23 protein-coding genes are annotated in these 23589 nt (G+C 72.1%); 10 read left to right on the top strand and 13 right to left on the bottom strand.

Annotation, left to right across the window (positions count from 1 at the left end):
- Positions 1 to 54: 54 nt before the first annotated feature.
- The 3 genes from ACZ7L0_RS00350 to ACZ7L0_RS00360 form a co-directional block, all read right to left on the bottom strand.
- The gene (locus ACZ7L0_RS00350; RefSeq protein ID WP_471240129.1) at positions 55 to 2199 is read right to left on the bottom strand and encodes a putative bifunctional diguanylate cyclase/phosphodiesterase; all 2145 of its coding nucleotides are present in this window, start codon (positions 2197 to 2199) and stop codon (positions 55 to 57) included.
- A complete protein-coding gene (locus tag ACZ7L0_RS00355) occupies positions 2196 to 3008 on the bottom strand; it encodes an SAM-dependent methyltransferase (protein WP_471240130.1) in 813 nt (270 codons plus the stop codon). Before ACZ7L0_RS00355 ends, ACZ7L0_RS00350 begins: the two co-directional genes overlap by 4 nt.
- Before the next feature lie 251 nt (positions 3009 to 3259).
- Positions 3260 to 4243: an SCO0930 family lipoprotein gene (locus ACZ7L0_RS00360; RefSeq protein ID WP_471240131.1), complete on the bottom strand. Its 984-nt coding sequence runs from the start codon at positions 4241 to 4243 to the stop codon at positions 3260 to 3262.
- 252 nt (positions 4244 to 4495) lie between these two features.
- Here ACZ7L0_RS00360 and ACZ7L0_RS00365 point away from each other — a divergent pair, with 252 nt between their 5' ends.
- On the top strand, positions 4496 to 5101 hold the full coding sequence (locus ACZ7L0_RS00365) for a hypothetical protein (protein WP_471240132.1): 606 nt from the start codon (positions 4496 to 4498) through the stop codon (positions 5099 to 5101).
- 55 nt (positions 5102 to 5156) lie between these two features.
- Complete coding sequence (locus tag ACZ7L0_RS00370; RefSeq protein WP_471240951.1) at positions 5157 to 5888, top strand: bestrophin-like domain; 732 nt, start codon at positions 5157 to 5159, stop codon at positions 5886 to 5888.
- Between the two features lie 35 nt (positions 5889 to 5923).
- On the opposite strand, the gene ACZ7L0_RS00375 is transcribed toward ACZ7L0_RS00370, so the two are convergent.
- Complete coding sequence (locus tag ACZ7L0_RS00375) at positions 5924 to 6814, bottom strand: hypothetical protein (protein WP_471240133.1); 891 nt, start codon at positions 6812 to 6814, stop codon at positions 5924 to 5926.
- 332 nt (positions 6815 to 7146) lie between these two features.
- Between ACZ7L0_RS00375 and ACZ7L0_RS00380 the strand changes: the two genes are divergently transcribed.
- On the top strand, positions 7147 to 7827 hold the full coding sequence (locus tag ACZ7L0_RS00380) for a class F sortase (RefSeq protein WP_471240134.1): 681 nt from the start codon (positions 7147 to 7149) through the stop codon (positions 7825 to 7827).
- Positions 7828 to 7864: 37 nt separating this feature from the next.
- Here the strand turns inward: ACZ7L0_RS00380 and ACZ7L0_RS00385 are convergent, their stop codons facing one another.
- Positions 7865 to 8698, bottom strand: a complete 834-nt coding sequence (locus ACZ7L0_RS00385) for a polysaccharide deacetylase family protein (RefSeq protein ID WP_471240135.1) — start codon at positions 8696 to 8698, stop codon at positions 7865 to 7867.
- A 127-nt stretch (positions 8699 to 8825) separates the two neighbouring features.
- Between ACZ7L0_RS00385 and ACZ7L0_RS00390 the strand changes: the two genes are divergently transcribed.
- From ACZ7L0_RS00390 to ACZ7L0_RS00400, 3 genes are all read left to right on the top strand, one after another.
- Entirely contained in the window at positions 8826 to 9287 is a 462-nt protein-coding gene (locus ACZ7L0_RS00390) for a universal stress protein (protein ID WP_471240136.1), read from the top strand.
- A gap of 312 nt (positions 9288 to 9599) precedes the next feature.
- Positions 9600 to 9947, top strand: coding sequence for a hypothetical protein (locus tag ACZ7L0_RS00395; RefSeq protein WP_471240137.1), 348 nt, complete (start codon positions 9600 to 9602; stop codon positions 9945 to 9947).
- A 108-nt stretch (positions 9948 to 10055) separates the two neighbouring features.
- Complete coding sequence (locus ACZ7L0_RS00400) at positions 10056 to 11468, top strand: amino acid permease (RefSeq protein ID WP_471240138.1); 1413 nt, start codon at positions 10056 to 10058, stop codon at positions 11466 to 11468.
- Between the two features lie 16 nt (positions 11469 to 11484).
- Here the strand turns inward: ACZ7L0_RS00400 and ACZ7L0_RS00405 are convergent, their stop codons facing one another.
- Positions 11485 to 12606 carry a CapA family protein gene (locus ACZ7L0_RS00405; protein WP_471240139.1) on the bottom strand — a complete coding sequence of 374 codons (1122 nt, stop codon included), beginning with the start codon at positions 12604 to 12606 and terminating at the stop codon, positions 11485 to 11487.
- A gap of 213 nt (positions 12607 to 12819) precedes the next feature.
- On the opposite strand from ACZ7L0_RS00405, the gene ACZ7L0_RS00410 reads away from it, so the two are divergent.
- The 3 genes from ACZ7L0_RS00410 to ACZ7L0_RS00420 all read left to right on the top strand — a co-directional run bounded on the left by ACZ7L0_RS00410 (position 12820) and on the right by ACZ7L0_RS00420 (position 14836).
- Positions 12820 to 13368 (top strand): sigma-70 family RNA polymerase sigma factor, encoded by a 549-nt coding sequence (locus tag ACZ7L0_RS00410; RefSeq protein ID WP_471240140.1) that lies wholly within the window; start codon positions 12820 to 12822, stop codon positions 13366 to 13368.
- 136 nt (positions 13369 to 13504) lie between these two features.
- On the top strand, positions 13505 to 14020 hold the full coding sequence (locus ACZ7L0_RS00415; RefSeq protein WP_471240141.1) for a hypothetical protein: 516 nt from the start codon (positions 13505 to 13507) through the stop codon (positions 14018 to 14020).
- Positions 14021 to 14170: 150 nt separating this feature from the next.
- The gene (locus ACZ7L0_RS00420; protein WP_471240142.1) at positions 14171 to 14836 is read left to right on the top strand and encodes a zf-HC2 domain-containing protein; all 666 of its coding nucleotides are present in this window, start codon (positions 14171 to 14173) and stop codon (positions 14834 to 14836) included.
- A 12-nt stretch (positions 14837 to 14848) separates the two neighbouring features.
- On the opposite strand, the gene ACZ7L0_RS00425 is transcribed toward ACZ7L0_RS00420, so the two are convergent.
- The gene (locus ACZ7L0_RS00425) at positions 14849 to 15712 is read right to left on the bottom strand and encodes an Fpg/Nei family DNA glycosylase (RefSeq protein WP_471240143.1); all 864 of its coding nucleotides are present in this window, start codon (positions 15710 to 15712) and stop codon (positions 14849 to 14851) included.
- A gap of 40 nt (positions 15713 to 15752) precedes the next feature.
- On the bottom strand, positions 15753 to 17828 hold the full coding sequence (locus ACZ7L0_RS00430; protein WP_471240144.1) for a SpoIIE family protein phosphatase: 2076 nt from the start codon (positions 17826 to 17828) through the stop codon (positions 15753 to 15755).
- A 135-nt stretch (positions 17829 to 17963) separates the two neighbouring features.
- Between ACZ7L0_RS00430 and ACZ7L0_RS00435 the strand changes: the two genes are divergently transcribed.
- Positions 17964 to 19385 (top strand): lipase maturation factor family protein, encoded by a 1422-nt coding sequence (locus ACZ7L0_RS00435; protein WP_471240145.1) that lies wholly within the window; start codon positions 17964 to 17966, stop codon positions 19383 to 19385.
- On the opposite strand, the gene ACZ7L0_RS00440 is transcribed toward ACZ7L0_RS00435, so the two are convergent.
- Genes ACZ7L0_RS00440 through ACZ7L0_RS00460 form a run of 5 tightly spaced genes read right to left on the bottom strand, consistent with a single transcriptional unit; the run spans position 19373 to position 23577 of the window.
- On the bottom strand, positions 19373 to 20212 hold the full coding sequence (locus ACZ7L0_RS00440; RefSeq protein ID WP_471240146.1) for an amidohydrolase family protein: 840 nt from the start codon (positions 20210 to 20212) through the stop codon (positions 19373 to 19375). The two genes, ACZ7L0_RS00435 and ACZ7L0_RS00440, sit on opposite strands and share 13 nt — an antisense overlap.
- On the bottom strand, positions 20209 to 20523 hold the full coding sequence (locus ACZ7L0_RS00445) for an L-rhamnose mutarotase (protein WP_471240147.1): 315 nt from the start codon (positions 20521 to 20523) through the stop codon (positions 20209 to 20211). Before ACZ7L0_RS00445 ends, ACZ7L0_RS00440 begins: the two co-directional genes overlap by 4 nt.
- Complete coding sequence (locus ACZ7L0_RS00450) at positions 20520 to 21488, bottom strand: aldo/keto reductase (protein ID WP_471240148.1); 969 nt, start codon at positions 21486 to 21488, stop codon at positions 20520 to 20522. Before ACZ7L0_RS00450 ends, ACZ7L0_RS00445 begins: the two co-directional genes overlap by 4 nt.
- Entirely contained in the window at positions 21485 to 22240 is a 756-nt protein-coding gene (locus tag ACZ7L0_RS00455) for an SDR family NAD(P)-dependent oxidoreductase (RefSeq protein ID WP_471240149.1), read from the bottom strand. Before ACZ7L0_RS00455 ends, ACZ7L0_RS00450 begins: the two co-directional genes overlap by 4 nt.
- Positions 22237 to 23577 (bottom strand): enolase C-terminal domain-like protein, encoded by a 1341-nt coding sequence (locus ACZ7L0_RS00460; protein ID WP_471240150.1) that lies wholly within the window; start codon positions 23575 to 23577, stop codon positions 22237 to 22239. The genes ACZ7L0_RS00455 and ACZ7L0_RS00460 overlap by 4 nt, the downstream gene beginning before the upstream one ends.
- Between the last annotated feature and the right edge of the window lie 12 nt (positions 23578 to 23589).

The following is a 23589-nucleotide window of genomic DNA, read 5'->3' on the forward strand; positions in this document are numbered from 1 at the left end:
CCGTTCCCGGCCGGTGAGGCGCGGTCTGCCTCCTTCTCCTCCCCCGTCCGCCCGTCAGCCCGTCGCGTCCACCAGGGCCAGTTGGTGCAGACGCTCGGGCGGGCCCGGCCGGGCGTAGTACCAGCCCTGGGCGGTGTCGCAGCCCAGGATGCGCAGCTGTTCGGCCTGGGCGCCGGTCTCCACGCCCTCCACGGTCACGGCGAGGTCGAGGCTGTGGGCGAGGGAGACGATGCCCTCGACGATCTTCAGGTCGACGGGGTCGGCCGGGAACTGCTGCATGCTCTGGGTGAAGGAGCGGTCCAGCTTGAGGATGCTCACCGGCAGCCGGCGCAGGTTGGCGAGGTTGGAGTACCCCGTGCCGAAGTCGTCCAGGGCGATGTCGACGCCCATCTCGTGCAGCCGGCGCAGGGGTTTGAGCAGGTCGTCGTCGGCGCCGATCAGGGCGGACTCGGTCACCTCCAGGCACAGCGCGTGCGGTGCGATGCCGATCCGTTCGAGGATGTCCACCGTGTCCTGCACCAGGCCCGGGTGGGTCAGCTGGCACGGCGAGAGGTTGACGTTGATGCGCAGCGGCCCGGCGGCCGACTCGTCGCCGTATCTTTCTCGCCACTCGCGGGCCTGGCGGACGGACTCCTCCAGGACCCAGCGGCCCAGCGGGACGATCAGGCCGGTGTGCTCGGCGAGCGGGATGAACCGGTCCGGGCCGAGCACGCCGTGCTGCGGGTGCAGCCAGCGCACCAGCGCCTCCGCGCCGCGCACACTGCCGTCGCCGAGGTGCACCAGCGGCTGGTACTCGATGAAGAACTCGCCCCGGTCCAGGGCCGTCGGCAGGGCCGTGGTGAGTCCGTGCCGGGTGATGGCGCGGGCGTCGGCCTCCGGGTCGGCGAGCTCGAAGCGGTTGCCGCCCGCCGACTTGGCCCGGTACATGGTGATGTCGGCGCTGCGCAGCACCTCGGCCGGGGTCCGCTCCCCCGCCGGGCCCTCGACGATGCCGATGCTGCCGCGCACCAGCAGATCACGGCCGTCGATGCTGACCGGGGTGACCAGGGCGTTCATGATGCGCTCGGCGAGGTCGTCGACCTCGCGCTCGGTGCCGGGCCCGGTGGTCAGCGCCACGAACTCGTCGCCGCCGAGCCGGGCGACCATCTCACCGGGCGCGGTCGCGCAGGACTGCAGCCGGTCGGCGACCTCCACCAGCAGCCGGTCGCCGGCCGCGTGGCCGAGGCTGTCGTTGATGGTCTTGAACCCGTCCAGGTCGAGGTAGCACAGCCCGAAGCGCTGGCCCTCGCCCGCGTTCAGCGCCTTCTCCAGCCGCTCGAAGAACAGGGTGCGGTTGGGCAGTCCGGTGAGCGCGTCGTGCGTGGCCTCGTAGCGCAGCCTGAGGTTGAGCAGCCGGCGCTCGGTGGTGTCCTCCATGAGGGCGAGCTGGTACTGCGGGTCGCCGTCGGCGTCACGCAGCAGGGAGACGGTCAGGTTGGTCCACAGGACCGTTCCGTCGGGGCGGTAGAAGGCCTTCTCCACGTGGTAGTGCTCGCGCTCGCCGGTGACGAGTTCGTCGTAGAGCTTCCAGACCTGGGGCGCGTCCTCGGGGTGCGTCCACTCCATGACGTTGCGGCCGCGCACCGCCTGCTCGGAGCCGCCGAACATGCGCAGCAGCGCCTTGTTGACCTGCAGGACGTTGCCGTCCAGGTCGGCGATGCCGATCCCTATCGCGGCGCCCTCGAAGACCGCCCGGAAGCGGGCCTCAGTGGCGTGCAGCGCCTGTGCCACCACGCCCTGGGCCCGCAGCGCCGCCTGGGCGATGGCCTCCTGCTCGGCCAGGGTGCGCCGGCGCAGCGCCTGCGCGAACCCGGCGGCCATCGCGTGCTGCAGCCGCGAGGAACGCATCCTGAGCTCGTCCTGCGGGCCGTCCGCACCGCAGTAGAGCACCAGGTAGGCGTCGACGCAGTCCAGGGTGCGGCTGAGCGCCTCGGGGTCGGTGCAGTGCGCGTCGATCAGCGCGGCGCCGACCGCCCGGGCCCCCTCGGCATCGAAGCTGCGCGCGCGCAGCAGCTCGCTGAGCCGGCGCGCCAGCGGCAGCAGCCGTTCCTCGAACTCCGGCCGGGTCAGCGACGTCGAGGTCACCGGGAACACCGCCCGGCTCCAGATCGTCGCGAACCGCCGCAGTCTGTCCTCCGGCCCGTCCGGCTCCGCGCTCACGCCGTACGCCCCACGCCGCCGAATCCGGAGAAGGCATACGGATCCTCGTCCTCCGGCGCCGCCTGGGGCCGCCAGAGCGGCATCGGCACCAGCCCGGGTTCCACCATGTCGTACCCCTCGAAGAACCGCGCGATCTGCTCGCGCGAGCGCATGATCAGCGGATTGCGGATGCCCTTGTACACGTCCACCGCGCCCTCGGCCCGCTCCGCGGACACCGGGATCCCCTCGTACGAGGCATGGGTGAGGATCAGCAGGCTGCCGGGCGCGAGGGCGGCGGTCAGTTGGGCCACCGCGCCGTAGGGGTCGTCAGCGTCTTCCACGAAGTGCAGTATGGCAACGAGGAGCAGGGCCACTGGCCGGTTCAGGTCGATGAGGTCGTTGACCTGGGGGCTGGCCAGGATCTCGTGGGGCTTGCGGAGGTCCGCGGCGAGCACGTCCGTGCGGTCGTCGCCGGCCAGGACCGCCTCGCTGTGCGCCACGGCCACCGGATCGTGGTCGACGTACATCACGCGCGCGTCCGGTACGGCCTCCTGGGCCACCTCGTGGACGTTGCCGAAGGTGGGGATGCCGGAGCCTATGTCGAGGAACTGGGTGATGCCCTCGGCGGCGGCGAAGCGCACGGCCCGGCGCATGAACGCCCGGTTCGCCTGCATGATCTTGGGGAGTCCCGGCATGAACTCAAGGGCCTTGCGGGCCGCTTCCCGGTCGACCTCGAAGTTGTACGCACCGCCCAGGTAGTAGTCGTAGATACGCGCGACACTGGGCACCGAGATGTCGATGCTGCGGGGAGCCCAGGCGGGACGTTCCATGTATCTCTCCAAGGCGTAGGCGATCCGGTGTTCGAGCAGAGGCTACTGATCGCCCGCCAAGTGAGCGACCCGAAACGGAAATTGACCATCCGTTCCCGGTCACTGCCTGCGGTATGTGCCACAGCGGCGCCGCGGTGCGGTGGCCCGCAGCACAGCGGTCCGCCCCCTCCGTGCGGTGCGGAGGGGGCGGACCAGGTGGTCGTGCGCCGGTTGTCGTTCCATCAACCCTGGGGAGGTGACTTCTACTTCGACTACTTGGACGCGCCGACCAGCTTGCCGGCGGGCGAGACGGCGTACCAGGTGCCGCCCACGCCCTGACCGTTGGTGTCCCCGGGGGCCTTGTCGCCGGAGAAGGTGTAGATCGGCCAGCAGTCGACGGTCTGCTGCTTGGAGCCGTTGTCGGGCCGGGTGAAGCCCATCAGGCCCTTCTTCTCGACGCCCTTGGTGTCGTCGGCGTTGACCTCGGCGACGGCCGGCCACTTCTCGAGGCAGGCGCCGGTGCAGTTCGAGACCACCTTGGGCCACGCCTTGTCCTTGATGAAGCGGTAGACCGTCATGCCGTTCTTGTCGACGATGATGTCGCCGAGCTTGGCGTCCTTGCGCACGGAGAGACCGGGCAGGTCCGACAGGGTCGCCTTCTTGCCGCTGGGGGCCAGCGCGTACCACTTGCCGCCCACACCCTGGCCGTTGACGTCGCCGGCGTTGACGTCCTTGGCGTAGCGGTAGGCCGGCCAGCCGTTGACGGTGAGCTGCTTGGTGCCGTCGGGGCGGGTGACCTCGCCCAGCAGCGCCTTGTCGATGCCGGCACCGGCCTCGGCGTCGTCCGCGGGGACCGGCGGCCAGGTGGTGGCGCAGTCGCCTTCGCAGTTCGACTTGGGCGGGTTGGCGGTGTCCTTGTCGAAACGGTAGAGGGTCAGGCCCGCACCGTCCGTCAGCACGTTGCCGAGGTCGGGGTTGCTGGCGACCGACAGCTTGCCCGCGGGCTCCCCGGGGCTCGGGGAGGCGCTGCTCTGCTGGCCGTCGGCACCGTAACCGTTGCCCGCGCCCGTGTCCGTGCCGGTGCCCGTACCGGTGCCGGCGCCCGCGGCACCGACGCCGCCCGCCGGGGCCGTGGCACCGACGTTCTGGGCCGCCGACGACGGGGTGGTGGCGTTGTCCTGACCGCACGCCGTCGTAAGCGCCAGCACCGAAGCCGCTGTGGCCACCAGTGAGGCGGTCCGCCAGGAGGTCCTCATCCGTCAACTCCCCATTATCGCCTGGATATTGCAGCGCCTGCTGCGCCGCCGCACGACACTGGGTACGGATCGGACGGGTGGAAGTGTTCAACGGGCGCACAAATTTCTTTCGGAAAGCTGTGCCCGGCGGCCCCGCACCGCCCTCGCGGGCCTCCTCGCCGCTCAAACCACCGCGGGCCGTTTTCCCCCGTTCGGGGGCAAAACATCCGTACTACGGCGTACGGCGGTCCGGTGCGCCTCATGATCTCCGTCGTGCAAGGACCCCAACCGACCCGACTCGCGCCCGCCGTACGGGCCCTGGTCCTGGCGGCGCTGACCTGGGGCCTCGTGGGCTGCCCGGCCGGCACCGCGGCGGCCGACGCCTGTGCGTACGTCTCGGCGGGCCCGGACGGCACGCAGGTGGTGGCCGTCGCCGGAGGCTCCTGGCCGACGCCCCCGGCCTGCCCGCAGCCCACTCCCCCGCCCTGCGAGACACCCACCCCGTCCCCGACACCCACACCCACGCCGACACCCACACCGCCTCCCGCGTCACCCGAGCCCACCCCCACCCCGACACCCGAACCGCCCCCGCCGCCGAAGCCGAGGCCCAGGCCGGCCCCGAAGCCGCCGCCCGCGCGCATTCCGCCACCGGCCCCGCCCGCGCCGAAGCCCACCCCCACTCCCGAGCCGCCACCGCCGCCGAAGCCGCCCCCGCCGCCCAGGCCCGCCCCGCGTCCCTCGCTGAGCCCGGTCGGCTATCCGCACTACCGGCCCCAGCCGCCCCACCACCCGTCGCACGGCGGCACCTCCCCCGTCACCTACGTCCTGCTCATCACCGCGCCCGCGGTGGTCGCCGTCGCCGCGCTGCGCCCGCGCTGACGCACCGAGATCCTGGAGGCACCTGTTGTCGGATTGGCTTGTTCTCGCCCTCGCGATGCTGGCCGCCTGCGCCGTGGTGGTCATCATCACCCTCGTACGCGACCGCAGGGCGCGGGAGGACGAGGACCCCAGCGAGACCCCGGACGTCATCGAGTACATGACCATGTGGATCGGCGTCGTGTACGCCATCGTCCTGGGCCTGGCCATCGCCGGGGTGTGGGAGGCGCGCAGCGTCGCCCAGGACCATGTGCAGGCGGAGGCCCAGGCGCTGCACGAGATCTCGGAGCGGGTCCGGGTCTATCCGCCCGACGTCCGTGACCGCGTTCGGACCGATGTCAACGCCTATGTCGGACACGTCGTCACCACCGAGTGGAAGAGCATGGCCGAGCACGGCCGCGTCACCGAGCGAGGCGGCGAGCTGCTCGGGCGGGTCCGCGAGGACATCACGGACTTCGAGCCGAGGACGGACTTCCAGGCGCAGGCCTACCAGCCGCTGGTCGACCAGGTGGCCGCCGCCGACCAGGCGCGCAACGCCCGGGCCGATTCGACCGGGGCCACCATGCCGGGCGTGGTGTGGTTCGGGCTGCTGACCGGTGCCGCGGTCACCATCGGCATGGTCTTCGCGCTGCAGATCCGGCGTACGGCGCGCGAGCTGGTCCTGGCCGGGCTGTTCTCCGCGCTGATCACCTTCCTGCTCTTCCTCATCTGGGACTTCGACGCGCCGTACAGCCGGGGCATCGCGGCGAGCGCGCAGCCGTTCCTGACGCTGTTCCCGCATGCCGGGTGACGCGACCGGCCCCGCCGGGTGGCGGGGCCGTCGGGTCAGATCCGCTTCTCGTGCCGTCGGCGCAGCCAGACCACGCCGCCGCCGATCGCGGCGGCGGCCAGCAGTCCGCCGCCGATGGCCATGTCGGCCGGCGTCGCCCCGGAGGAGCTGCTGCCGCCGATGCCGCCCTGCACGCCGCCGAGCACGGTGAAGGCCGCCGGGCGGGTCAGGGTGGCGCCGTTGCAGTTGACCGTGATGTCGTACGAGCCCGGGCGGGCGTCGCGGCTGATCGTCGCGGTGCCCCTCGAGGTGTCGCCGGCGCCGCTGATCGACGTCAGCCGGGTGGTGGGGAAGGCACGCGAGGACATGGTGCCGCCCCGGCATCCGTCCACGGTGACGGTGAGCCGGCCGCCCCGGGCGATCGCGGCGGGCGAGGCGACGATGTTCCGCAGCGTGCCGTTGCCCGGACCGCCGAAGTTGGGATCACTGCCGTTGCCGCCGTGGCCCTGACCCTGGCCCTGCCCCGCCGAGTTGCCGCGGCCCGGGTCACCGCCGTTGTCGCCACGGCCCTGGTTGTTGAACTGATCCCGGCCCTGGTTGCCGTTGAACTGGTCCCGGCCCTGGTTGTTGAAGGGGTCGCGGCCCTGGTTGTTGAACTGGTCACGCCCCTGGTTGCCGTTGAACTGGTCGCGCCCCTGGTTGTTGAAGGGGTCGCGGCCCTGATTGTTGAACTGGTCCCGGCCCTGGTTGTTGAACGGGTCCCGGCCCTGACCATTGAAGGGATCACGGCCCGGGACGCCCAGGTTGTCGTTGCCCGGGACGATCACGGTGGTGTTGCTGCTCGTTCCGCCCCCGTTGCCCATGCCGTCCGCGACGGCCACGGGGGCGGCGAGCCCTAGGACGGCGGCCGCGGTGCACGCGGTCGCCAGGGCAGGAGAGTTGCGCATGTGGTCCCTCCGCGGGAGGCGCCCCGGGACCCGTCCCCGGAGATCGGCGAGAAAGCACCTCCCGGATAGACCCTCGGACGACCGGAACACGCCCGCATGTCGAGAATGCTCCGTCCGAGCGAGAGAGCGCACCGTAGGACAAGCACACAATCGGATATTGCCGCAGGTCACGGGCCGTCAGAAATTTTCCGCCGACGGCAACTCGGATGGCGCACGGGAAAGCCGTTCGGGCCACCCGTTCGCCGCTCGCCCCGTCGCCGGTCGTGTGCGCGGGACTTAGCGTTTTCCCATGCGAGGGACGTGGTGACGGCCGCGTCGAGAGGGGATGGCGAATGACTGCGTCCGAGTCGGCCGGACTGGCCGAACTGGCCGAAGAGGAGGCGCGGCGGAAGAAGCGCGCCCCCTGGGGCGTGATAGCGCTTGTCCTGCTGACCGGTCTGGCGCTCATTCGCAATGGTTCGGGGGAATTCGACACGGGGCCACCGCAGCCCGCCTCGGCCGCCGCCGCGGACAGCCGTGCCGAGTCCGACACCTTCACGGGCGCCCCGGCGCCGCTGCCGTTCGCCGTGGCGGACCGGGTCAGAATCCCCGCGATCCAGGTCGACGCCCCGGTCGTGCCGGTCGGCCTGGACACGGACGGCTGGGTCGGCGCGCCGCCGCCGGAAACCCCCAATCTGGCCGGCTGGTTCACCGGTGCGGTGTCCCCCGGGGAAAAGGGCACCGCCGTCGTCGTCGGCCATGTCGACAACAAGCAGGGGCCGGCCGTGTTCTACGGACTCGGAGCCCTGAAGAAGGGGAACCGGGTGGAGGTCGTCCGCCGGGACGGAAAGACCGCGGTGTTCGACATCTACGGCGTCGAGGTGTTCGCCAAGGCCGACTTTCCCGGTGACCGCGTCTACGCGTCGAAGGGCACGCCGGAACTGCGGGTCATCACCTGCGGCGGCGGTTTCTCCAAACAGAACGGCTACGACGGCAATGTCGTCGTCTTCGCCCGCCTGGTCGAGGTCCGCTGAACGTCTTCCGGGCCGGGCGGGCGAAAGCCCGTTTCCGTCAGCCGGCGCGACGGCGCGGGACGGTGATGTGGTATCCGGAGTCGAGCAGGTGCGGCAGGTATTTGCGCAGCGCCCGGACACTCTGTGAGCGGTCGCCCCCGGCGTCGTGGGAGAGGACCACGACGCCGGGGGCGGCGCCGCTCTCGATGCGGTCGACGATGGTGCTGGTGCCGGGGGTGGTCCAGTCGAGGCTGTCGACCGTCCAGGCGAGCGGCTCCATGCCCATCTTGGCGCCCAGTTGGAAGGCGGCGCGGTTCCAGGCGCCGTAGGGGGCGCGGAACCACTGGGGGCGTTCGCCGTAGGCGTCCTCGATGACGTCGCTGGTGCGCTCCATCTCGGAGCGGATCTCCTTGCGGCCCAACTGGGTGAGCAGCGGATGCGTCCAGGTGTGGTTGCCGACGACGTGCCCCTCGTCGGCCATCCTCGCCAGCAGGTCCTTGTTGTCGGCCGCCATCTCCCCGCACACGAAGAACATCGCGCGGACGTCGTACTTGGCCAGGGTGTCCAGGATGCTCGGGGTGTAGCGGGGGTCGGGGCCGTCGTCGAAGGTCAGCACCATGGTCCGGCCGCGTCCGGGGAACTCCAGGATGGGTTCGCGGCGCACCGCGAGCCGCCGGGGCCGGGCGGGCGGCGGCGCCTGACCGGTCAGGGGCTGCAGGCGGTAGGCGGACGGCCTGAGCGCCGCGCGCGCCTGCGGGCCCGCGACGGGCGCGGCACCGGTCCGTACGGGCTCCTCGCCGCCCGTCCCCGCGATGAACAGTCCGGCGGCCCCCACAGCGGCGGCCCCGGCGAGCAGGGCCCGACGGCGAGTGAGCAACTGATCCTTCGTCATGCCCCATCAGTCGCCCCGCCCGGGCCCGCCCGGGGACAGCGACACCGATGCGGGGGCACGAATACACCCACCCGGCGTAGAGCCCCGGACGGGCGGCGGAGTTCCCGGCTCCGATAACCTCGCGGCCGTGACGGAACAGCACGCGCACCGGTTCGAGCGGGGTACGGACGGACCGAAGGTCATCGTCGTCGGCGTGGACGGCTCCGAGTCCTCGCTCAGAGCCGCCGCCTACGCCGGTGGCCTCGCCCGGCGGCAGCACGCCCTGCTGGCCGTCGTCTACGTGCAGCCGGTGATGACGGCGGGCGCGGCGCTCGGGGTGCCGGTGGCGGAGACGACCGACGAGATCGCCGAGGACCTGGTCGCGCAGATCCGCGACGGGGCGGAGCGGCTGAAGGGGATGTACGACATCCGCTGGGAGTTCCACACCTTCCGCGGCGATCCGTACAACGGCCTGGTGAAGGCGGCGGACGACCTCAAGGCCGACGCCGTGGTCGTCGGCGCCTCCGAACAGGCCGGGCACCGGATCATCGGCTCGGTGGCGATCCGCCTGGTGAAGGCGGGACGCTGGCCGGTGACGGTGGTGCCGTAGGCGTGGTCAGGGGGGCGATCGCGGCCTCGGCGGGCCCGCACAGTTGAGGCGTAAATTACGCACATTAGGCCATAAGTGGACATCCCACCTGCCCCTCGTTACGGTCGAAGTGCGGACACCGCACGTGCAGGAGCAGTCCAAGTCCGCACGTAGGGAAGGAAAGCGGCGTCGCGGGCCGGAATCCACCGGCCCTCATGGTGCCCAGCGCATCGCGGTGCAGATACCGCTCCGGACCGCAACCCGCGCACGGGATGGGTCCTGGCCGGAACGAGGCGCCATGTCCGCGTACCAACTCGAAGGAAGAGGATAGCTATGCGCGCGAAGCGATTCGTCGCAGTCATGGCGGGCCCCCTCACCGCAGCAGCACTGGTGTTCTCGCCGGCCCTGATGACGCAGGCGGCAGCCGACACCACCCAGGGGGCGGCGGCGTCAGCCCCGCAGGCCCCCGCCGCCAAGAGCCCGGGCGCACAGGGCGCGAAAGACGGGGAAACGGCCGGGAAGAAGGACGGCACTCACTGCAATTGGGGGAAGTCCGACAATCCTGAAGCAAAGAAGAGCAAGTACAAGCTGAAGGACTACCAGAAGTACGAGACCGCCTACGAAGCGGCGTATCAAAAGGCCTACGAGGTCTTCGACAACGTCTGCGACGAGGACGAATAGCGTTCACGCGAGACCGGCCTGACCCGTGCGTGGCGTCTTCCGTCACGTGCGCCCCTGAGCCATCATGATCCGCCGTCAGCCGTTACGATCGGCGAAGAGGTGAGGCGCATGGCCAGGCTCCGTACGGGTGAGGGCATTCTCCGCCGCAAACCCATCGAACACATCGAGGAGACCGAGCACGCCGAGGGCCCCCACCTCGACAAATCGCTCGGCCTGTGGCAGCTCACCGCGATCGGCGTGGGCGGCATCATCGGCGCGGGCATCTTCACCCTCGCCGGCACGGTGGCGAACGGCACGGCGGGGCCCGCGGTGCTCGTCTCCTTCCTCATCGCCGGTCTGGCCAGCGCCTGCGCCGCGCTGTCGTACGCGGAGTTCGCGGGCCTGATCCCGAAGGCGGGTTCGGCGTACACGTACGGCTACGCGGTGCTCGGCGAGTTCGCGGGCTGGTTCATCGGCTGGGACCTGCTGCTGGAGTACACCGCGATCGTGGCGGTGGTCGCGATCGGCATCTCCGGGTACTTCAGCTTCCTGGTCGAGGAACTGGGCGCGAACCTGCCCGCCTGGATGCTCGGCGCGCCCGGCACCGGGCACGGGCACCGGGTCGACCTGTTCGCCGCGCTGCTGTGCCTGCTGATCGCCTGGCTGCTCAACCTCGGCATCCGCACCGCGGCCCGCTTCGAGACGTTCGTGGTCGCCCTGAAGGTGCTGGTGGTGCTGCTGGTGATCGGGGTGGGCGTGTTCCACATCACCACCGCGAACTACCACCCCTTCTTCCCCTTCGGCATCAGCGGGGCCTTCACCGGCGCGGCGACCGTGTTCTTCGCGGTCTTCGGGTACGACGCGATGTCGACGGCGGCCGAGGAGTCGAAGGACGCGCAGCGGCACATGCCGAAGGCGATCATCTACTCGCTGGCGATCTCGATGGTCCTGTACGTGGCGGCCTGCCTGGTGCTGACGGGCATGCAGAACTACAAGGACATCGACCCGGAGAGCGGCTTCTCCACGGCGTTCAAGTCGGTGGGGCTGAGCGGGCTGGCGGACGTGATCGCGGTGGGCGCGATCATCGGCATCCTCACCGTGATGTTCACCTTCATGCTGGGTGTCACCCGGGTCTGGTTCTCCATGTCCCGCGACGGGCTGCTGCCCCAGTGGTTCGCCAAGACGCACCCGACGCGGCACGTGCCCACCCGGGTGACATGGATCGTCGGGGCGGGCTCGGCCCTCATCGCCGGGTTCGTCCCCATCGGGCAGGCGGCCGAACTGACCAACATCGGCATCCTGCTGGCCTTCGTGGTGGTGTGCGCCGCGGTGATCGTGCTGCGCTACCGGCAGCCGGACCTGCCGCGCACCTTCCGCACGCCGTGGATGCCGTTCGTGCCGGCGCTGGGGGTCGTCTTCTCCGTCTGGCTGATCACGTTCCTGCAGTGGCAGACGTGGGTGCGGTTCGCCCTGTGGTTCCTGATCGGCTGCGTGATCTACTTCGGCTACTCGTACCGGCGGTCCGCGCTGGCGGGGCGTTAGCCACCGCTCACCGGCGTCAACCGCCCGTCATCAGCCCGTCCTCGGCCGCGCCCCGGCCGAGGACCGCGTCGCGGATCGCGTCGCGCACGCCCGTCAGATCGGCGCCCCGGGCGATCGCCGCGTCCAGGTCGACCACCCGTCCGGCGTCGAGGTCGTACATCAGCGGGACGAACTCCGCCCGGGTCACCTCCCAGCGGGCGCCGGGCCGGGCGGGCGGGGCGAAGGTGAAACGGCCGAGGGTGGACTCGTTGGCGCGGGGGTCCCGGACGCCGCTGCCGTCGGGTTCGCCGGCGATCTGGTCGCCCAGGCCGTAGGCCACCCAGGTGCCGTTGACCTTCTCGTACGGCTGCGGGACATGGGCGTGGGTGCCGAGGACGAGGTCGATGTCGGGTCGGTCGCCGGTGCGGGAGGCGGTGAGCCGCTGGGCGAGGGTGAGCTGCGACCGGTCGGGGGCGTCCTGCCACTCGGTGCCCCAGCCCAGGGAGACGACCACCACGTCGGCGCCGGCCTGCCGGGCGGCGCGGGCGTCGGCGACGATGCGGTCGCCGTCGATCGGATTGACGGCCCAGGGGCCGCCCGGCGGGGGCGCGGAGCCGTCGGCGCCGTACGTGTACGCCAGATGCGCGACCCTCGCCGGGCCCGCGGTGAGGATCGTGGCGGTGCGCGCCTCGGCCTCGGTGCGTGCCGTCCCCGCGTGCCGCAGGCCCACCCGGTCCATGGCGTCCAGGGTGCCGCTCAGGCCGGCGGGGCCGTCGTCCGGGGAGTACGCGGAGGCGGTGGAGCAGCCGTCGTAGCCGGTCGCGGCGAGCCCCTCGGCCAGCTCCGGCGGGTTGCCGCCGCGGACGCTCCGCAGATGACACAGCGCCAGGTCGGCCGTGGCGACGGCGCCCTGGACCCCGGCCAGCATCGGACGGAAGTCGTGGCCGGTGCCGCCCGCGTCGAAGCCCGCTCTGTCGACGACGGAGCCGTGCGCCAGGATGTCGCCGGTGGCGACCAGGGTGAATCCACGGGCGGCGGCGGGCGGCGCCGGGTGTCCCGGCGGCGCGGGCCGCTCCTGCCGTGCGTGGGCCTGACAGGCGGCGCCCGCCGCGAGGAGCGCCGTCAGGGCCAGGGCCACCTGCCGTCTGCGTGCGATCATCAGCTCACCCCACAGTTATGACATTTACTGCCACATAGGTACGAAGCTGACCGCCGTCGCAAACGGTTCCGGCGCCCTCATTGACCCGTCCGGTGTCGGGGACGACAGCGGGGCGGACCGTTCGTCGAACCGTTCGTCGACGCGATCGACCGTCCGTCGCAGATCCCTGTGCGCCCCCTGTCCCCGGGCGGCGCCCTGCGATGCCATACGGCCATGACGGCCGGAACCACCCTCCCCGCCGGGACGACGACCGCCGAGCACGAGCTCGCCGCGCTCCAGCGCGAGCACGGCCGACCGCTCTTCGCCCTGCTGCTGAGGCTCTGCGACGGGGACCGGCAGCGCGCCGAGGACCTCGTGCAGGAGACCCTGGTACGCGCCTGGCAGCACCCCGAGGCACTGCGCGCCGACGCCTTCGACTCCGTACGCCCCTGGCTGCTGACCGTGGGCCGGCGGCTCGCCATCGACGCCCGGCGGGCCCGGCAGGCGAGGCCGCCGGAGGTCGGGGACGCGGTCCTGGAGAACGCGCGGGTGATGGCCGATCACGCCGAACGGGCGGCCGCGACGCTCGATGTGCGCGAGGCTGTGAAGACACTCACTCCGGAGCACCGTGAAGTCCTGGTGCTCGTGTACTTCCACGGGGCGAGTGTGGCGGAGGCCGCGGAATGCCTGGGGATTCCGCCCGGTACCGTGAAGTCCCGTGCGTACTACGCGCTGCGCGCCCTGCGCCGGGTGCTTCCGGGTTACGCGGCCGACCTGCGGTGAAACCACATCCACAGCAAAGGCTTCGCAAAGCGCCTTGCTGAGGACCCCGGTTGAGCAATCAGCTGTCCTCATCCGTGTTCCGGACCGGGGGCTCGTGTTCGGGCGACGCGCACGTACCGGAGGAGGGCAGGAAGGGATGCTGCACAGAGGTCAAGAGAGCACGGACGGTGCCGGTGGCGGTGAACTGACCGTGCCGATGGCGTGGCTGTACGCCGAGTACATCGCCGACGAGCTGCTGCGTACCGGCGACCTGATGCCGCCGACGTCCTTCGAGTTCCGGGCCGGCCGGGACGCGCTGGCGCTGACCATCTTTCTCTCCGACACCGAGGGCGAACTCTCCGGCATCCAGGTGGTCTCCCAGCTGGAGACCTGGCTGTCGCTGACGGCGTACGACCAGCCGTGGCAGGACTGGGTGAGCGAGCGCATGGCGCAGCTCGCCGCCGAGACCGCCGGCGCGGGCACGCCGTCACCGGACCTGGAGCTGGCCGCGGCGGCCTGGCGCTGGCTGGAGGAGACCGAGCTGCTCGCGCCCGATCTGGACGCGGTGCCGGGCGGCGGGCCGGTGGTGGGCGAGGACGACGGGCCGAAGGTGTGGACGCCCGCCTGGCGGCTCGGGCTGCCCCTCGGGCACCTCGCCATCCATCTTTTCTGACTTTTCTGAAGTCGGACCAATCCGCGGGCCCGGCCGCTCCGAATCCGTTGGTTACGATTCGGTGCACGGCTTGAGTGATTCGTCTGTCCGGTGCGTACGGATGGGAGCACGGAGTAACCCCACCCGCACCCATCGGCATGAGGATTCGGCATGAGGTCCCTGGAACGGCATCGCGACGTCGGCGCCTACGCGCTCGGCGTGCTCGACGAGGCGGAGGCGTTCCGCTTCGAGGACCACCTCATGGAGTGCCCCCAATGCGCGGCACACGTGACCGAGTTCGGCCCCGCCGCACGGCAGTTGATGCTGTACCGGCGGGCGACCCCGCGCTTGGTGCACCCCATGGCACAGCCCGGCCCCCGGCTGCTGGACAGCCTGCTCACGGCGGTGGCGTCCCGGCGGCGGGCCGGCCGCCGGCGCTTCCTGTACGGCCTGGCCGCCTCGGTGGTGTTCGCCGTGGCCGGACCCGGGATCGCCATGTACGCCGGCCAGACGAGCGGCACCGCCGACACCTCGGTGCAGGTCATGGCGGCGACCGACGCGCACTCGGGCGTGTGGGCACAGGTCATGACCAAGGACGACGACCACGGCAGTGATGTGCAGCTGAAGATCAAGGACAGCGCCGGCCCCCGCTCCTGCCGCCTCGTCGCCATCGGCCGCGACGGCTCGGAGCAGGTCGTGACCAGCTGGGCCGTACCCGGCCACGACACCGGCATGACCACCGTGGAGGGCGGCTCCTCCATGCACTCGGACCAGGTCGTCCGCTACGAGGTCCGCACGGCGGCCGGGGAGCGGCTGGTCAGCCTGGACGCCGACTAGGCAACCGGGCCCCTACTTCAGCAGCCGGGACATCCTGCGGTCCGCCAGTGGCTTGCCTCCCGTCTGGCAGGTGGGGCAGTACTGGAGCGAGGAGTCGCTGAAGGAGACCTCGCGGATGGTGTCGCCGCACACCGGGCAGGGCTCTCCGGTGCGGCCGTGGACCCTCAGGCCGCTCTTCTTCTCCGCCTTCAGGCGGCCGGCCGCCAGGCCCCGGGAGCGTTCGACCGCCTCGGTGAGGGTGGTGCGCAGGGCTGTGTGGAGGGCGCGGACCTCGTCCGGGGTGAGGGAGGCGGCCAGCTTGAACGGGGACATCCGGGCCGCGTGCAGGATCTCGTCACTGTAGGCGTTGCCCACGCCCGCGATCAGGCTCTGGTCGCGCAGGGCTCCCTTGAGCTGTCGTCGCTCGTCCCTCAGCAGGGCGGCCAGGCGGTCGGCGTCGAAGTCGTCGGCGAGCGGGTCCGGGCCGAGGCGGGCGATGCCCGGGACCTCCCCCGGGTCGTGCACGACGTACACCGCGAGGCGCTTTTGGGTGCCGGCCTCGGTGAGGTCGAAGCCCGCGCCGGTCTCCAGGGCCACCCGCAGGGCGAGGGGGCCCTTGCCGGGGCGGGGCGGGCCGTCCGGCAACCGGTCCTTCCACTGCAGCCAGCCCGCGCGGGCCAGGTGCGTGACCAGGCGGGGGCCGCCGTCGGTCGCGATGTCGAGGAACTTGCCGTGCCGGTGCACGGCGGTGACCTCGCGGCCCTGGAGAGCGGTGAGCGGAGGGTCGTACGTCTTCAGGACGCTGATCGCGACGGGCAGCACCCGCACCACCTCGTGGCCGACCAGATGCTCGGCCAGGAAGTCCTTCAACGCCTCGACCTCGGGCAGTTCCGGCATACGTCCAGAGTGCCATCAGGGGCCGCCGCGGTCAGCCGGGTCAGGTCCGCTCCGGTACCTCGAACTCGCACCACACGCACTTGCCGCCGCCACGCGCCTCCACGCCCCACACGTCGGCGAGGCGGTCGACCAGCAGCAGCCCGCGGCCGGAGACGCCGGAGTCGCCCGCGTCCCGGCGGCGGGGCAGGGCGCTGGAGGAGTCCTCGACCTCGACGCGCAGCCGGCGGTCGCTGCCGCCCAGCACCCTGAGGGTGACGATCGCGGAGCCCTCGGTGTGCAGGAGGGCGTTGGTGATCAGCTCGTCGGCGACCAGTTCGATCTCGTCGGCGCATTCGCCGGCGCCCCAGGCGCGGACCGAGGCGCGGATCGTGTGCCGGGCGAGCCTGAGGGCCTCGGGGTCGCCGGAGGCCACGTGCTGCTGGAGCCGGCCGCCGGGGCGCGGGACGTCCAGGCCGCGGCGGTGCAGCAGGAGCAGGGCCACGTCGTCGTCGCCGCCGCGTTCCTCGGCCACGTCGATGAGCCGGTCGGCGAGTTCGCGCACATCGTCCGGGCCCGCCTCGATGAGCGCGGTCAGGGTGTGCAGCCCGTCGTCGAGGTCGGCGCCGGGCTGCTCGACGAGGCCGTCGGTGCACAGCAGCAGGGTCTGGCCGGGGTCGAGCTCGACGGTGGAGACCGGGTACTCCAGGCGGCCGAACTCGGCGGACAGCCCCAGCGGCAGGCCGCCCTCGACGGATATCCGGCGGCAGGACCCGTCGGTGTCCCGGATCAGCGGGTCGATGTGGCCGGCCCGGACCACCTGCACCACGCCGGTGGACAGGTCGGCCTCCGCGTACAGGCAGGTGGCGAAGCGGTCGGTGTCGAGTTCGTGGAGGAAGACCGAGGCGCGGGCGGTCACGGTGGCCGGGGTGTGCCCCTCGGCCGCGTAGGCGCGCAGCACGATGCGCAGCTGGCCCATGACGGCCGCCGCGTGCGTGTCATGCCCCTGGACGTCGCCGATGACGGCGCCGACCCGGCCGCCGGGCAGCGGGATGAGGTCGTACCAGTCGCCGCCGATGTCCCGGCCCAGCGACGCCGAGCGGTAGCGGACCGCCACGTCCGCCCCGGGCACGCTGGGGATCGTGCGGGGCAGCATCGCCTGTTGCAGGCCCTGGGCGAGGTCCTTCTCCTGCTCGTAGAGCATGGCCCGCTGAAGGCTCTGCGCGATGCTGCTGCCGAGTGCCACCAGGACGGTGCGCTCCTCGTCCGAGAAGCCGCGCCGGTCGCTGTAGAGCAGGCCCATGGCGCCGATCGGGCGGGCCTGGGCGATCAGCGGGAGGTAGGCGGCGGAGGTGATGCTCAGGCCGGTGAGGTGCGGCCACAGGATCGGGTAGCCCTCGGCGAACTCCTCCGGGGACTCGATGAAGCGCGGGACGAGGGTCCGTACGACCTCGCTCATGGGGTAGGGCTCGTCTATGCGGTTGATCCGGGTGCCGGGCACGAAGCTGCCCTCCGGCCCCTCGGCGATCATCCGGATGCGGCCGGCCTCCACCAGGCCCATGACCAGGCTGGCCGCGCCGAGGTGCCGGACGCCGTGGGTGTCCTTGAGGACGTCGATGACGTCCTGGACGCTGCGGGCGTGCGAGAGGGCGGCGGTGATGACCTGCACGATGCCGGTCTGCCGCCGCACGGCCGCGTCCTGGGCGGCGCGCAGGCTGCGGGCCTCGCTCTCCTCCAGTTCCCGGGTGGCGTCCCGGACGATGCCGATGACCCGGCGCGGGCGGCCGGTCTCGTCGCGGCGGATGTAGCCCTGGGTGTGCGTCCAGCGCCGGGTGCCGTCGCGGCAGCGGATACGGAAGTACGTCCCGTAGTTCTCGCTGCCGTCCTTGATGGCCCGGGCCACCACGGAGTCCAGGATGCTCGCCTCCGGCTGGGGAACCCGGAGCGCGAGGGTCTCCGGGCGCCCGTCGAACTCCTCCGGGAGGATGTCGAAGACCTCGTGGGCCTGGGCGTCCATGTGGAACAGACCGGTGTCCAGGTCCCAGTCGAAGGTGCCCATGCGGTTGAGCGCCAGGATGGGATCCGGATGGGCGGTCCAGTCGTCCGGTAGGGACAGGGCGCTCGTGCCCCGATCGGCCATGGGGCTACCTTGCCAGGATTTGCCTGATTCTTCGAGCGGGGCGGCGGGATCGTTTCGGGTTACGCGACCGCTGACTCGCGGTACACAGAGTGACGGACACCTCCGGCGTCACCATGGAGGGAGGAGCACACGGCCGTGGACTGGTTCACCGCACCCGACTACTGGCTGAGCCGGCTGGTCTTCCAGCGGGCCCTGGCCGCCGTGTACCTCGTCGCGTTCCTGACGGCGGCCCTGCAGTTCCGGGCCCTGCTGGGCGAGCGCGGCATGCTGCCGATCCCCGGCTTCGTGGCCCGGGTGCCGTTCCGGCGCGCGCCGAGCCTGTTCCACCTGCGCTACTCCGACCGCTTCTTCGCGGCCTCGGCCTGGACGGGCTGTGCCGTCTCGGTGGCGCTGCTCGCGGGCGCGGACGGCGAACTGCCCCTGTGGGGCGGCATGCTGCTGTGGCTGGTGCCCTGGGCGCTGTATCTGTCGATCGTCAACGTGGGGCAGACCTGGTACGCGTTCGGCTGGGAGTCGCTGCTGCTGGAGACCGGCTTCCTGGCCGTGTTCCTGGGCAACGACGAGGTGGCCCCGCCGGTGGTGGTGCTCTTCCTGCTGCGCTGGGTGCTGTTCCGGGTGGAGTTCGGGGCCGGTCTGATCAAGATGCGCGGGGACGCGTGCTGGCGGAAGCTGACCTGTCTGGACCACCACCACGAGACCCAGCCGATGCCGGGCCCGCTGAGCTGGTTCTTCCACCATCTGCCGAAGCCGCTGCACCGGGTGGAGGTGGCCGCCAACCATGTCACGCAACTGGTGGTGCCGTTCCTGCTGTTCACCCCGCATCCCGTCGCCACGGCCGCCGCGTCCCTGATGATCCTCACCCAGCTGTGGCTGGTGCTGTCCGGCAACTTCTCCTGGCTGAACTGGATCACCATCGTGCTGGCGCTGTCGGCGGTGCGGTTCCCGACGGCCGCGCCGTCCGTGCCCGCGGCGCCCCTGTGGTACGCGATCGTGGTCCTGGCCGTCGCCGCGCTGCTGCTGTTCCTCAGCTACCACCCGGTGGTGAACATGATCTCCCGCCGCCAGGTGATGAACCGCTCCTTCGACCCGCTGCACCTGGTCAACACCTACGGCGCGTTCGGCAGCGTCAGCCGGATCCGGTACGAGGTGGTGGTGGAGGGCACGCCGGACGACGCGCCGCACCCGGACTCGGACTGGCGGGAGTACGAGTTCAAGGGCAAGCCGGGCGATCCCCGGCGCTGGCCGCGCCAGTTCGCGCCCTACCATCTGCGGCTGGACTGGCTGATGTGGTTCGCCGCGCTGTCGCCCGGGTACGCCGGGACGTGGTTCGGCGGGCTGGTGGAACGGCTGCTGGAGAACGACCCCGACACGCTGAAACTCCTGCGCCGCTCCCCCTTCCCGCCCGGCGAACCCCCGCGCTACGTCCGCGCCCGCCTCTTCCGCTACCGCTACACCACCTGGCGGGAGCTGCGCGAGACGGGCGCGTGCTGGGAGCGGACGTTCGTACGGGAGTATCTGCCGCCGACCCGGCTGGCGGGGGTGGCTCAGAGGTCGTAGACGCGGATCGCGGTGGCGCCGAAGAGCGCGGAGCGGTCGGACTCGCTCAGCTGGGAGGTCAGCTCCCGTGCGGCGGCGAGGACTTCGCCGTAGGACGCCGCGAGCGTGCAGACCGGCCAGTCGGAGCCGAACATCAGGCGGTGCGGGCCGAAGGCGGACAGGGCCACGTCCGTGTAAGGGCGCAGGTCGCCGGTGGTCCAGGAGGCGGGGTCGGCCTCGGTGACGAGGCCGGAGAGCTTGGCGGCCGTGTTGGGGAGTGCGGCGAGGGCGCGGACGGCCGCCGTCCACGGTTCGAGCGCGCCGGAGGCGATCGGCGGCTTGCCCAGGTGGTCCAGGACGAAGGTGAGCCCAGGGAGCGACTCGGCCGCCTCGACGCAGGCCGGGAGCTGGTGGGGCAGGACGACCAGGTCGTACACGAGGCCCGCGTCGGCGACCGCGGCCAGGCCCCGGCGGACGTCCGCGCGCAGCAGCCACTCGGGGTCGGGCTCGGACTGGACCTGGTGGCGGACGCCCTTCAGGTACCGGCCGCCGGGGAGCTCCGCGAGGCGGGCCAGTTCGTCGGCGACGTCGGGGCGGGTGAGGTCGGTCCAGCCGACGACGCCCGCGACGAGGTCGTGCGTGTCGGCCAGGGCCAGGAACTCGGGGGTTTCCTCGGGGACGGTGACCGTCTGCACGAGGACCGTGCGGCCGACCCCGGCGGCGCGGGCTTCGGGTTCGAGGTCGGCGATCGTGAAATCCCGTCCGAGCGGCTGGAGTCCGGGCCCCCGGATCCAGTCCTGGTCGCGGACCGACAGATCCCAGACGTGGTGGTGGGCGTCGACGGTCACGGCAGCTCCCACACGACGGGCAGACCGGCCCGAGCGCCCTCGCCGGAGTAGTCGTGCACCACGTCGAGGAGTTCGGCCATCCGGGCCTGCCAGGCCACGTTGACCGGCAGTTTCTCCAGTTCGGCCAGCAGCCGGGCGTAGTCCTCGCACTCCAGGACGTGGAAGAGGTCGGTGCCGCTGCGCCAGATCGTCCAGGAGGTGGCGCCGGCGGCGCGGATGGCGTCGGTGAGTTCGGCCGGGACCTCGCGGTGGGCGGCCTCGTACTCGGCGACGCGGTCGGCGCGGACCTTGGTGTGCAGGGCGACTCTCATGACGGCTCCTCGGGGGGCAGCAGACCGCTGTCCCGCAGCTCCTGCCAGAGGGCGGCGGGGACCGGTGCCGCGAACTGCTCGGCGCAGTCGCGGACCTCGCCGGCCGAGCGGGCTCCGGCCAGGACGCTCGCGACGGCCGGGTGCGCGGCGCAGAAGGCGAGGGCGGCGGCGCGCAGGGTGACGCCGTGCCGGGCGGCGACCGCCTTCATGCGCAGGGCGCGGTCCAGCAGCTCGGCGGGCGCGCGGCCGTAGTCGTACGTGGCGTCCGGCCGCGGGTCGGCCAGCAGGCCGGAGTTGAAGGCACCGCCGACGACGACCGAGACCCCCCGGGCCACGGCGGCGGGCAGCAGCTCGGCCGAGGCGCTCTGGTCGAGGAGGGTGTACCGGCCGGCGCACAGCACCACGTCGACGTCCGTGTCGCGGACGAACCGGGCGAGCATCCCGGCCTGGTTCATGCCCGCGCCGATCGCGCCGACCACGCCCTCGGAGCGGAGCCGCTCCAGGGCGGGATAGCCCTCGCGGAAGGCCTGTTCGGCGTGGTCGTCGGGGTCGTGGAGGTAGACGACGTCCACGTGGTCCACACCGAGCCGTGCCAGGCTCGCCTCGAGGGTGCGGCGGACGCCGTCGGCGCTGAAGTCCCAGACACGGCGATGGGTCGCGGGGACGGCGAAGCCGTCCGCCAGGTCGTCGCCGCCCGCGTCCGACGGTTCCAGACGGCGGCCCACCTTCGTGGAGAGCGTGTACTCGTCCCGGGGGAAGTCCCGCAGGGCCGCGCCCAGGCGGCGTTCGGACAGGCCGAGGCCGTAGTGGGGGGCGGTGTCGAAGTAGCGGATGCCGTGACGCCAGGCCGCGCGTACCGCCTCGTACGCCTGCTCGTCGCCGACCTCGGTGAACAGGTTGCCGATTCCGGCGGCGCCGAAGCCCAGGGGGCTGACCGGGACGCCGCCGCGGCCGAGCGTCGTCACCGGCCCACCGGGCGCAGCCGCAGGCCCTGCATACCGCCGTCGACGGCGAGGGCGGTGCCGGTGGTGGCGCCGGACAGGGGGCTCGCCAGGTAGGCGATGGCGCCCGCGACCTCGGCCGCCGAGACGAGGCGGCCGGTGGGCTGGCGGGCCTCCAGTGCGGCGCGTTCGGCGGCCGGGTCGGGGGCCGCGTCCAGCAGGCGGCCGATCCACGGGGTGTCCGCCGTACCGGGGTTGACGCAGTTGACGCGGATGCCCTCGCGGACGTGGTCGGCGGCCATGGCGAGGGTGAGCGAGTGCACGGCGCCCTTGGTCGCGCTGTACAGCGCCCGCTGCGGCAGCCCCGCGGTGGCCGCGATGGAGCAGGTGTTGACGATCGCCGCGTGCCGGGAGCGCCTGAGGTGCGGGAGGGCGGCGCGGGCGGCGCGGACCATGCCGAGGACGTTGACGTCGAAGACGCGGCGCCACTCCTCGTCGTCGTTGTCCTCGACGGTGCCCTGGGCGCCGATGCCCGCGTTGTTGACCAGGACGTCCAGCCCGCCGAGGTCCTCGGCCGCCTCCGCCACGGCCGCGCGTACCGAGGCGTCGTCGGTGACGTCGGCGCGGAAGGCGAGCAGGGGCTTGTCCACGGTCGAGGGGTCCAGGTCCACCACCGCCACCCGGGCGCCGCGTTCGGCGAGGAGTTCGGCGGTGGCCCGGCCGATGCCGGAGGCGCCGCCGGTCACCAGGGCCCTCAGGCCCGCGAAGTCGCTCATGCCGCCTTTCCCTTCCGTGTCTCGGGGTCGGCGGCCCAGAAGGTGCCGCCGGGGAACGTGTACCGCGCGATGGACTCCGGCCGCATGGCGGCGGAGAAGCCCGGCGCGGTGGGTGCCGTGTAGTGGCCCTCGCGGATCACCACCGGGGCGAGGAAGTGCTCGTGCAGATGGTCGACGTACTCGATGACCCGGTCCTCGGTGCTGCCGGAGAGGGCCAGATAGTCGAACATCGACAGGTGCTGGACGAGTTCGCACAGGCCCACGCCGCCCGCGTGCGGGCAGACGGGGACGCCGAACTTGGCCGCGAGGAGCAGGATCGCCAGGTTCTCGTTGACCCCGCCGACCCGGGCCGCGTCGATCTGCACGATGTCCAGGGCGCCGGCCTGGAGCAGCTGCTTGAAGACGATGCGGTTGTGCACGTGCTCGCCGGTGGCGACCTTCACCGGGGCGACGGCGGCGCGGACCGCCGCGTGACCGAGGATGTCGTCGGGGCTGGTGGGCTCCTCGATCCAGTACGGGTCGAAGTCGGCGAGGGCCTTGGTCCAGCGGATCGCCTCCTCGACGTCCCAGCGCTGGTTGGCGTCGATCGCCATGCGGACGTCCGGTCCGACCACCGCGCGGGCGACCCGGCAGCGGCGCAGGTCGTCGTCGAGGTCGGCGCCGACCTTCAGTTTGATCTGCCGGAAGCCGTCGGCGACCGCCTGGGCGGCGAGCCGGGTGAGCTTGTCGTCGTCGTAGCCGAGCCAGCCGGCTGAGGTGGTGTAGGCGGGGTAGCCGCGCTCCAGCAGCCGGGCCCGGCGCTCCCGGGCGCCCGCCCGGCCGCGGCGCAGCAGGTCCAGGGCCTCCTCGGGGGTGAGGGCGTCGGTGATGTAGCGGAAGTCGATCTGCCGCACCAGCCAGTCCGGTTCGGCGTCGGCGAGCAGCCGCCACAGCGGCTTGGCGGCGCGCTTGGCGGCGAGGTCCCAGACGGCGTTGACCACGGCCCCGATCGCCATGTGCATCACGCCCTTCTCGGGTCCGAGCCAGCGCAGCTGGCTGTCGCCGATCAGGTCCCGGAAGAGTGACCCGGGGTCGTCGCACATCTCCTGGACCGGGCGCCCGAGCACATGGTCCCGCAGTGCGTCGATCGCGGCGACCTGGACATCGTTGCCCCGCCCGATGGTGAAGGTGAACCCGTGCCCCTCGTGGCCGTCGGCCGCGTCGGTGCGCAGCACGACATAGGCCGCGGAGTAGTCGGGGTCGGGGTTCATCGCGTCGGAGCCGTCCAGCTCGCGCGAGGTGGGGAAGCGGATGTCGTAGGTGTCGACCGCGGTGACACGGGCGGGGGTCGGGGACACAGAAGGCCTTTC

Source organism: Streptomyces sp. NPDC039424 (assembly GCF_055639495.1).

What these genes read in the sequence shown, in the direction of transcription:
- ACZ7L0_RS00355 (WP_471240130.1), bottom strand. Translation starts at nt 3,008, where the DNA reads ATGGAACGTCCCGCCTGGGCTCCCCGCAGCATCGACATCTCGGTGCCC.
- ACZ7L0_RS00360 (WP_471240131.1), bottom strand. Translation starts at nt 4,243, where the DNA reads ATGAGGACCTCCTGGCGGACCGCCTCACTGGTGGCCACAGCGGCTTCG.
- ACZ7L0_RS00370 (WP_471240951.1), top strand. Translation starts at nt 5,157, where the DNA reads ATGCTGGCCGCCTGCGCCGTGGTGGTCATCATCACCCTCGTACGCGAC.
- ACZ7L0_RS00375 (WP_471240133.1), bottom strand. Translation starts at nt 6,814, where the DNA reads ATGCGCAACTCTCCTGCCCTGGCGACCGCGTGCACCGCGGCCGCCGTC.
- ACZ7L0_RS00380 (WP_471240134.1), top strand. Translation starts at nt 7,147, where the DNA reads ATGACTGCGTCCGAGTCGGCCGGACTGGCCGAACTGGCCGAAGAGGAG.
- ACZ7L0_RS00385 (WP_471240135.1), bottom strand. Translation starts at nt 8,698, where the DNA reads ATGACGAAGGATCAGTTGCTCACTCGCCGTCGGGCCCTGCTCGCCGGG.
- ACZ7L0_RS00395 (WP_471240137.1), top strand. Translation starts at nt 9,600, where the DNA reads ATGCGCGCGAAGCGATTCGTCGCAGTCATGGCGGGCCCCCTCACCGCA.
- ACZ7L0_RS00400 (WP_471240138.1), top strand. Translation starts at nt 10,056, where the DNA reads ATGGCCAGGCTCCGTACGGGTGAGGGCATTCTCCGCCGCAAACCCATC.
- ACZ7L0_RS00405 (WP_471240139.1), bottom strand. Translation starts at nt 12,606, where the DNA reads ATGATCGCACGCAGACGGCAGGTGGCCCTGGCCCTGACGGCGCTCCTC.
- ACZ7L0_RS00410 (WP_471240140.1), top strand. Translation starts at nt 12,820, where the DNA reads ATGACGGCCGGAACCACCCTCCCCGCCGGGACGACGACCGCCGAGCAC.
- ACZ7L0_RS00415 (WP_471240141.1), top strand. Translation starts at nt 13,505, where the DNA reads ATGCTGCACAGAGGTCAAGAGAGCACGGACGGTGCCGGTGGCGGTGAA.
- ACZ7L0_RS00420 (WP_471240142.1), top strand. Translation starts at nt 14,171, where the DNA reads ATGAGGTCCCTGGAACGGCATCGCGACGTCGGCGCCTACGCGCTCGGC.
- ACZ7L0_RS00425 (WP_471240143.1), bottom strand. Translation starts at nt 15,712, where the DNA reads ATGCCGGAACTGCCCGAGGTCGAGGCGTTGAAGGACTTCCTGGCCGAG.
- ACZ7L0_RS00430 (WP_471240144.1), bottom strand. Translation starts at nt 17,828, where the DNA reads ATGGCCGATCGGGGCACGAGCGCCCTGTCCCTACCGGACGACTGGACC.
- ACZ7L0_RS00445 (WP_471240147.1), bottom strand. Translation starts at nt 20,523, where the DNA reads ATGAGAGTCGCCCTGCACACCAAGGTCCGCGCCGACCGCGTCGCCGAG.
- ACZ7L0_RS00455 (WP_471240149.1), bottom strand. Translation starts at nt 22,240, where the DNA reads ATGAGCGACTTCGCGGGCCTGAGGGCCCTGGTGACCGGCGGCGCCTCC.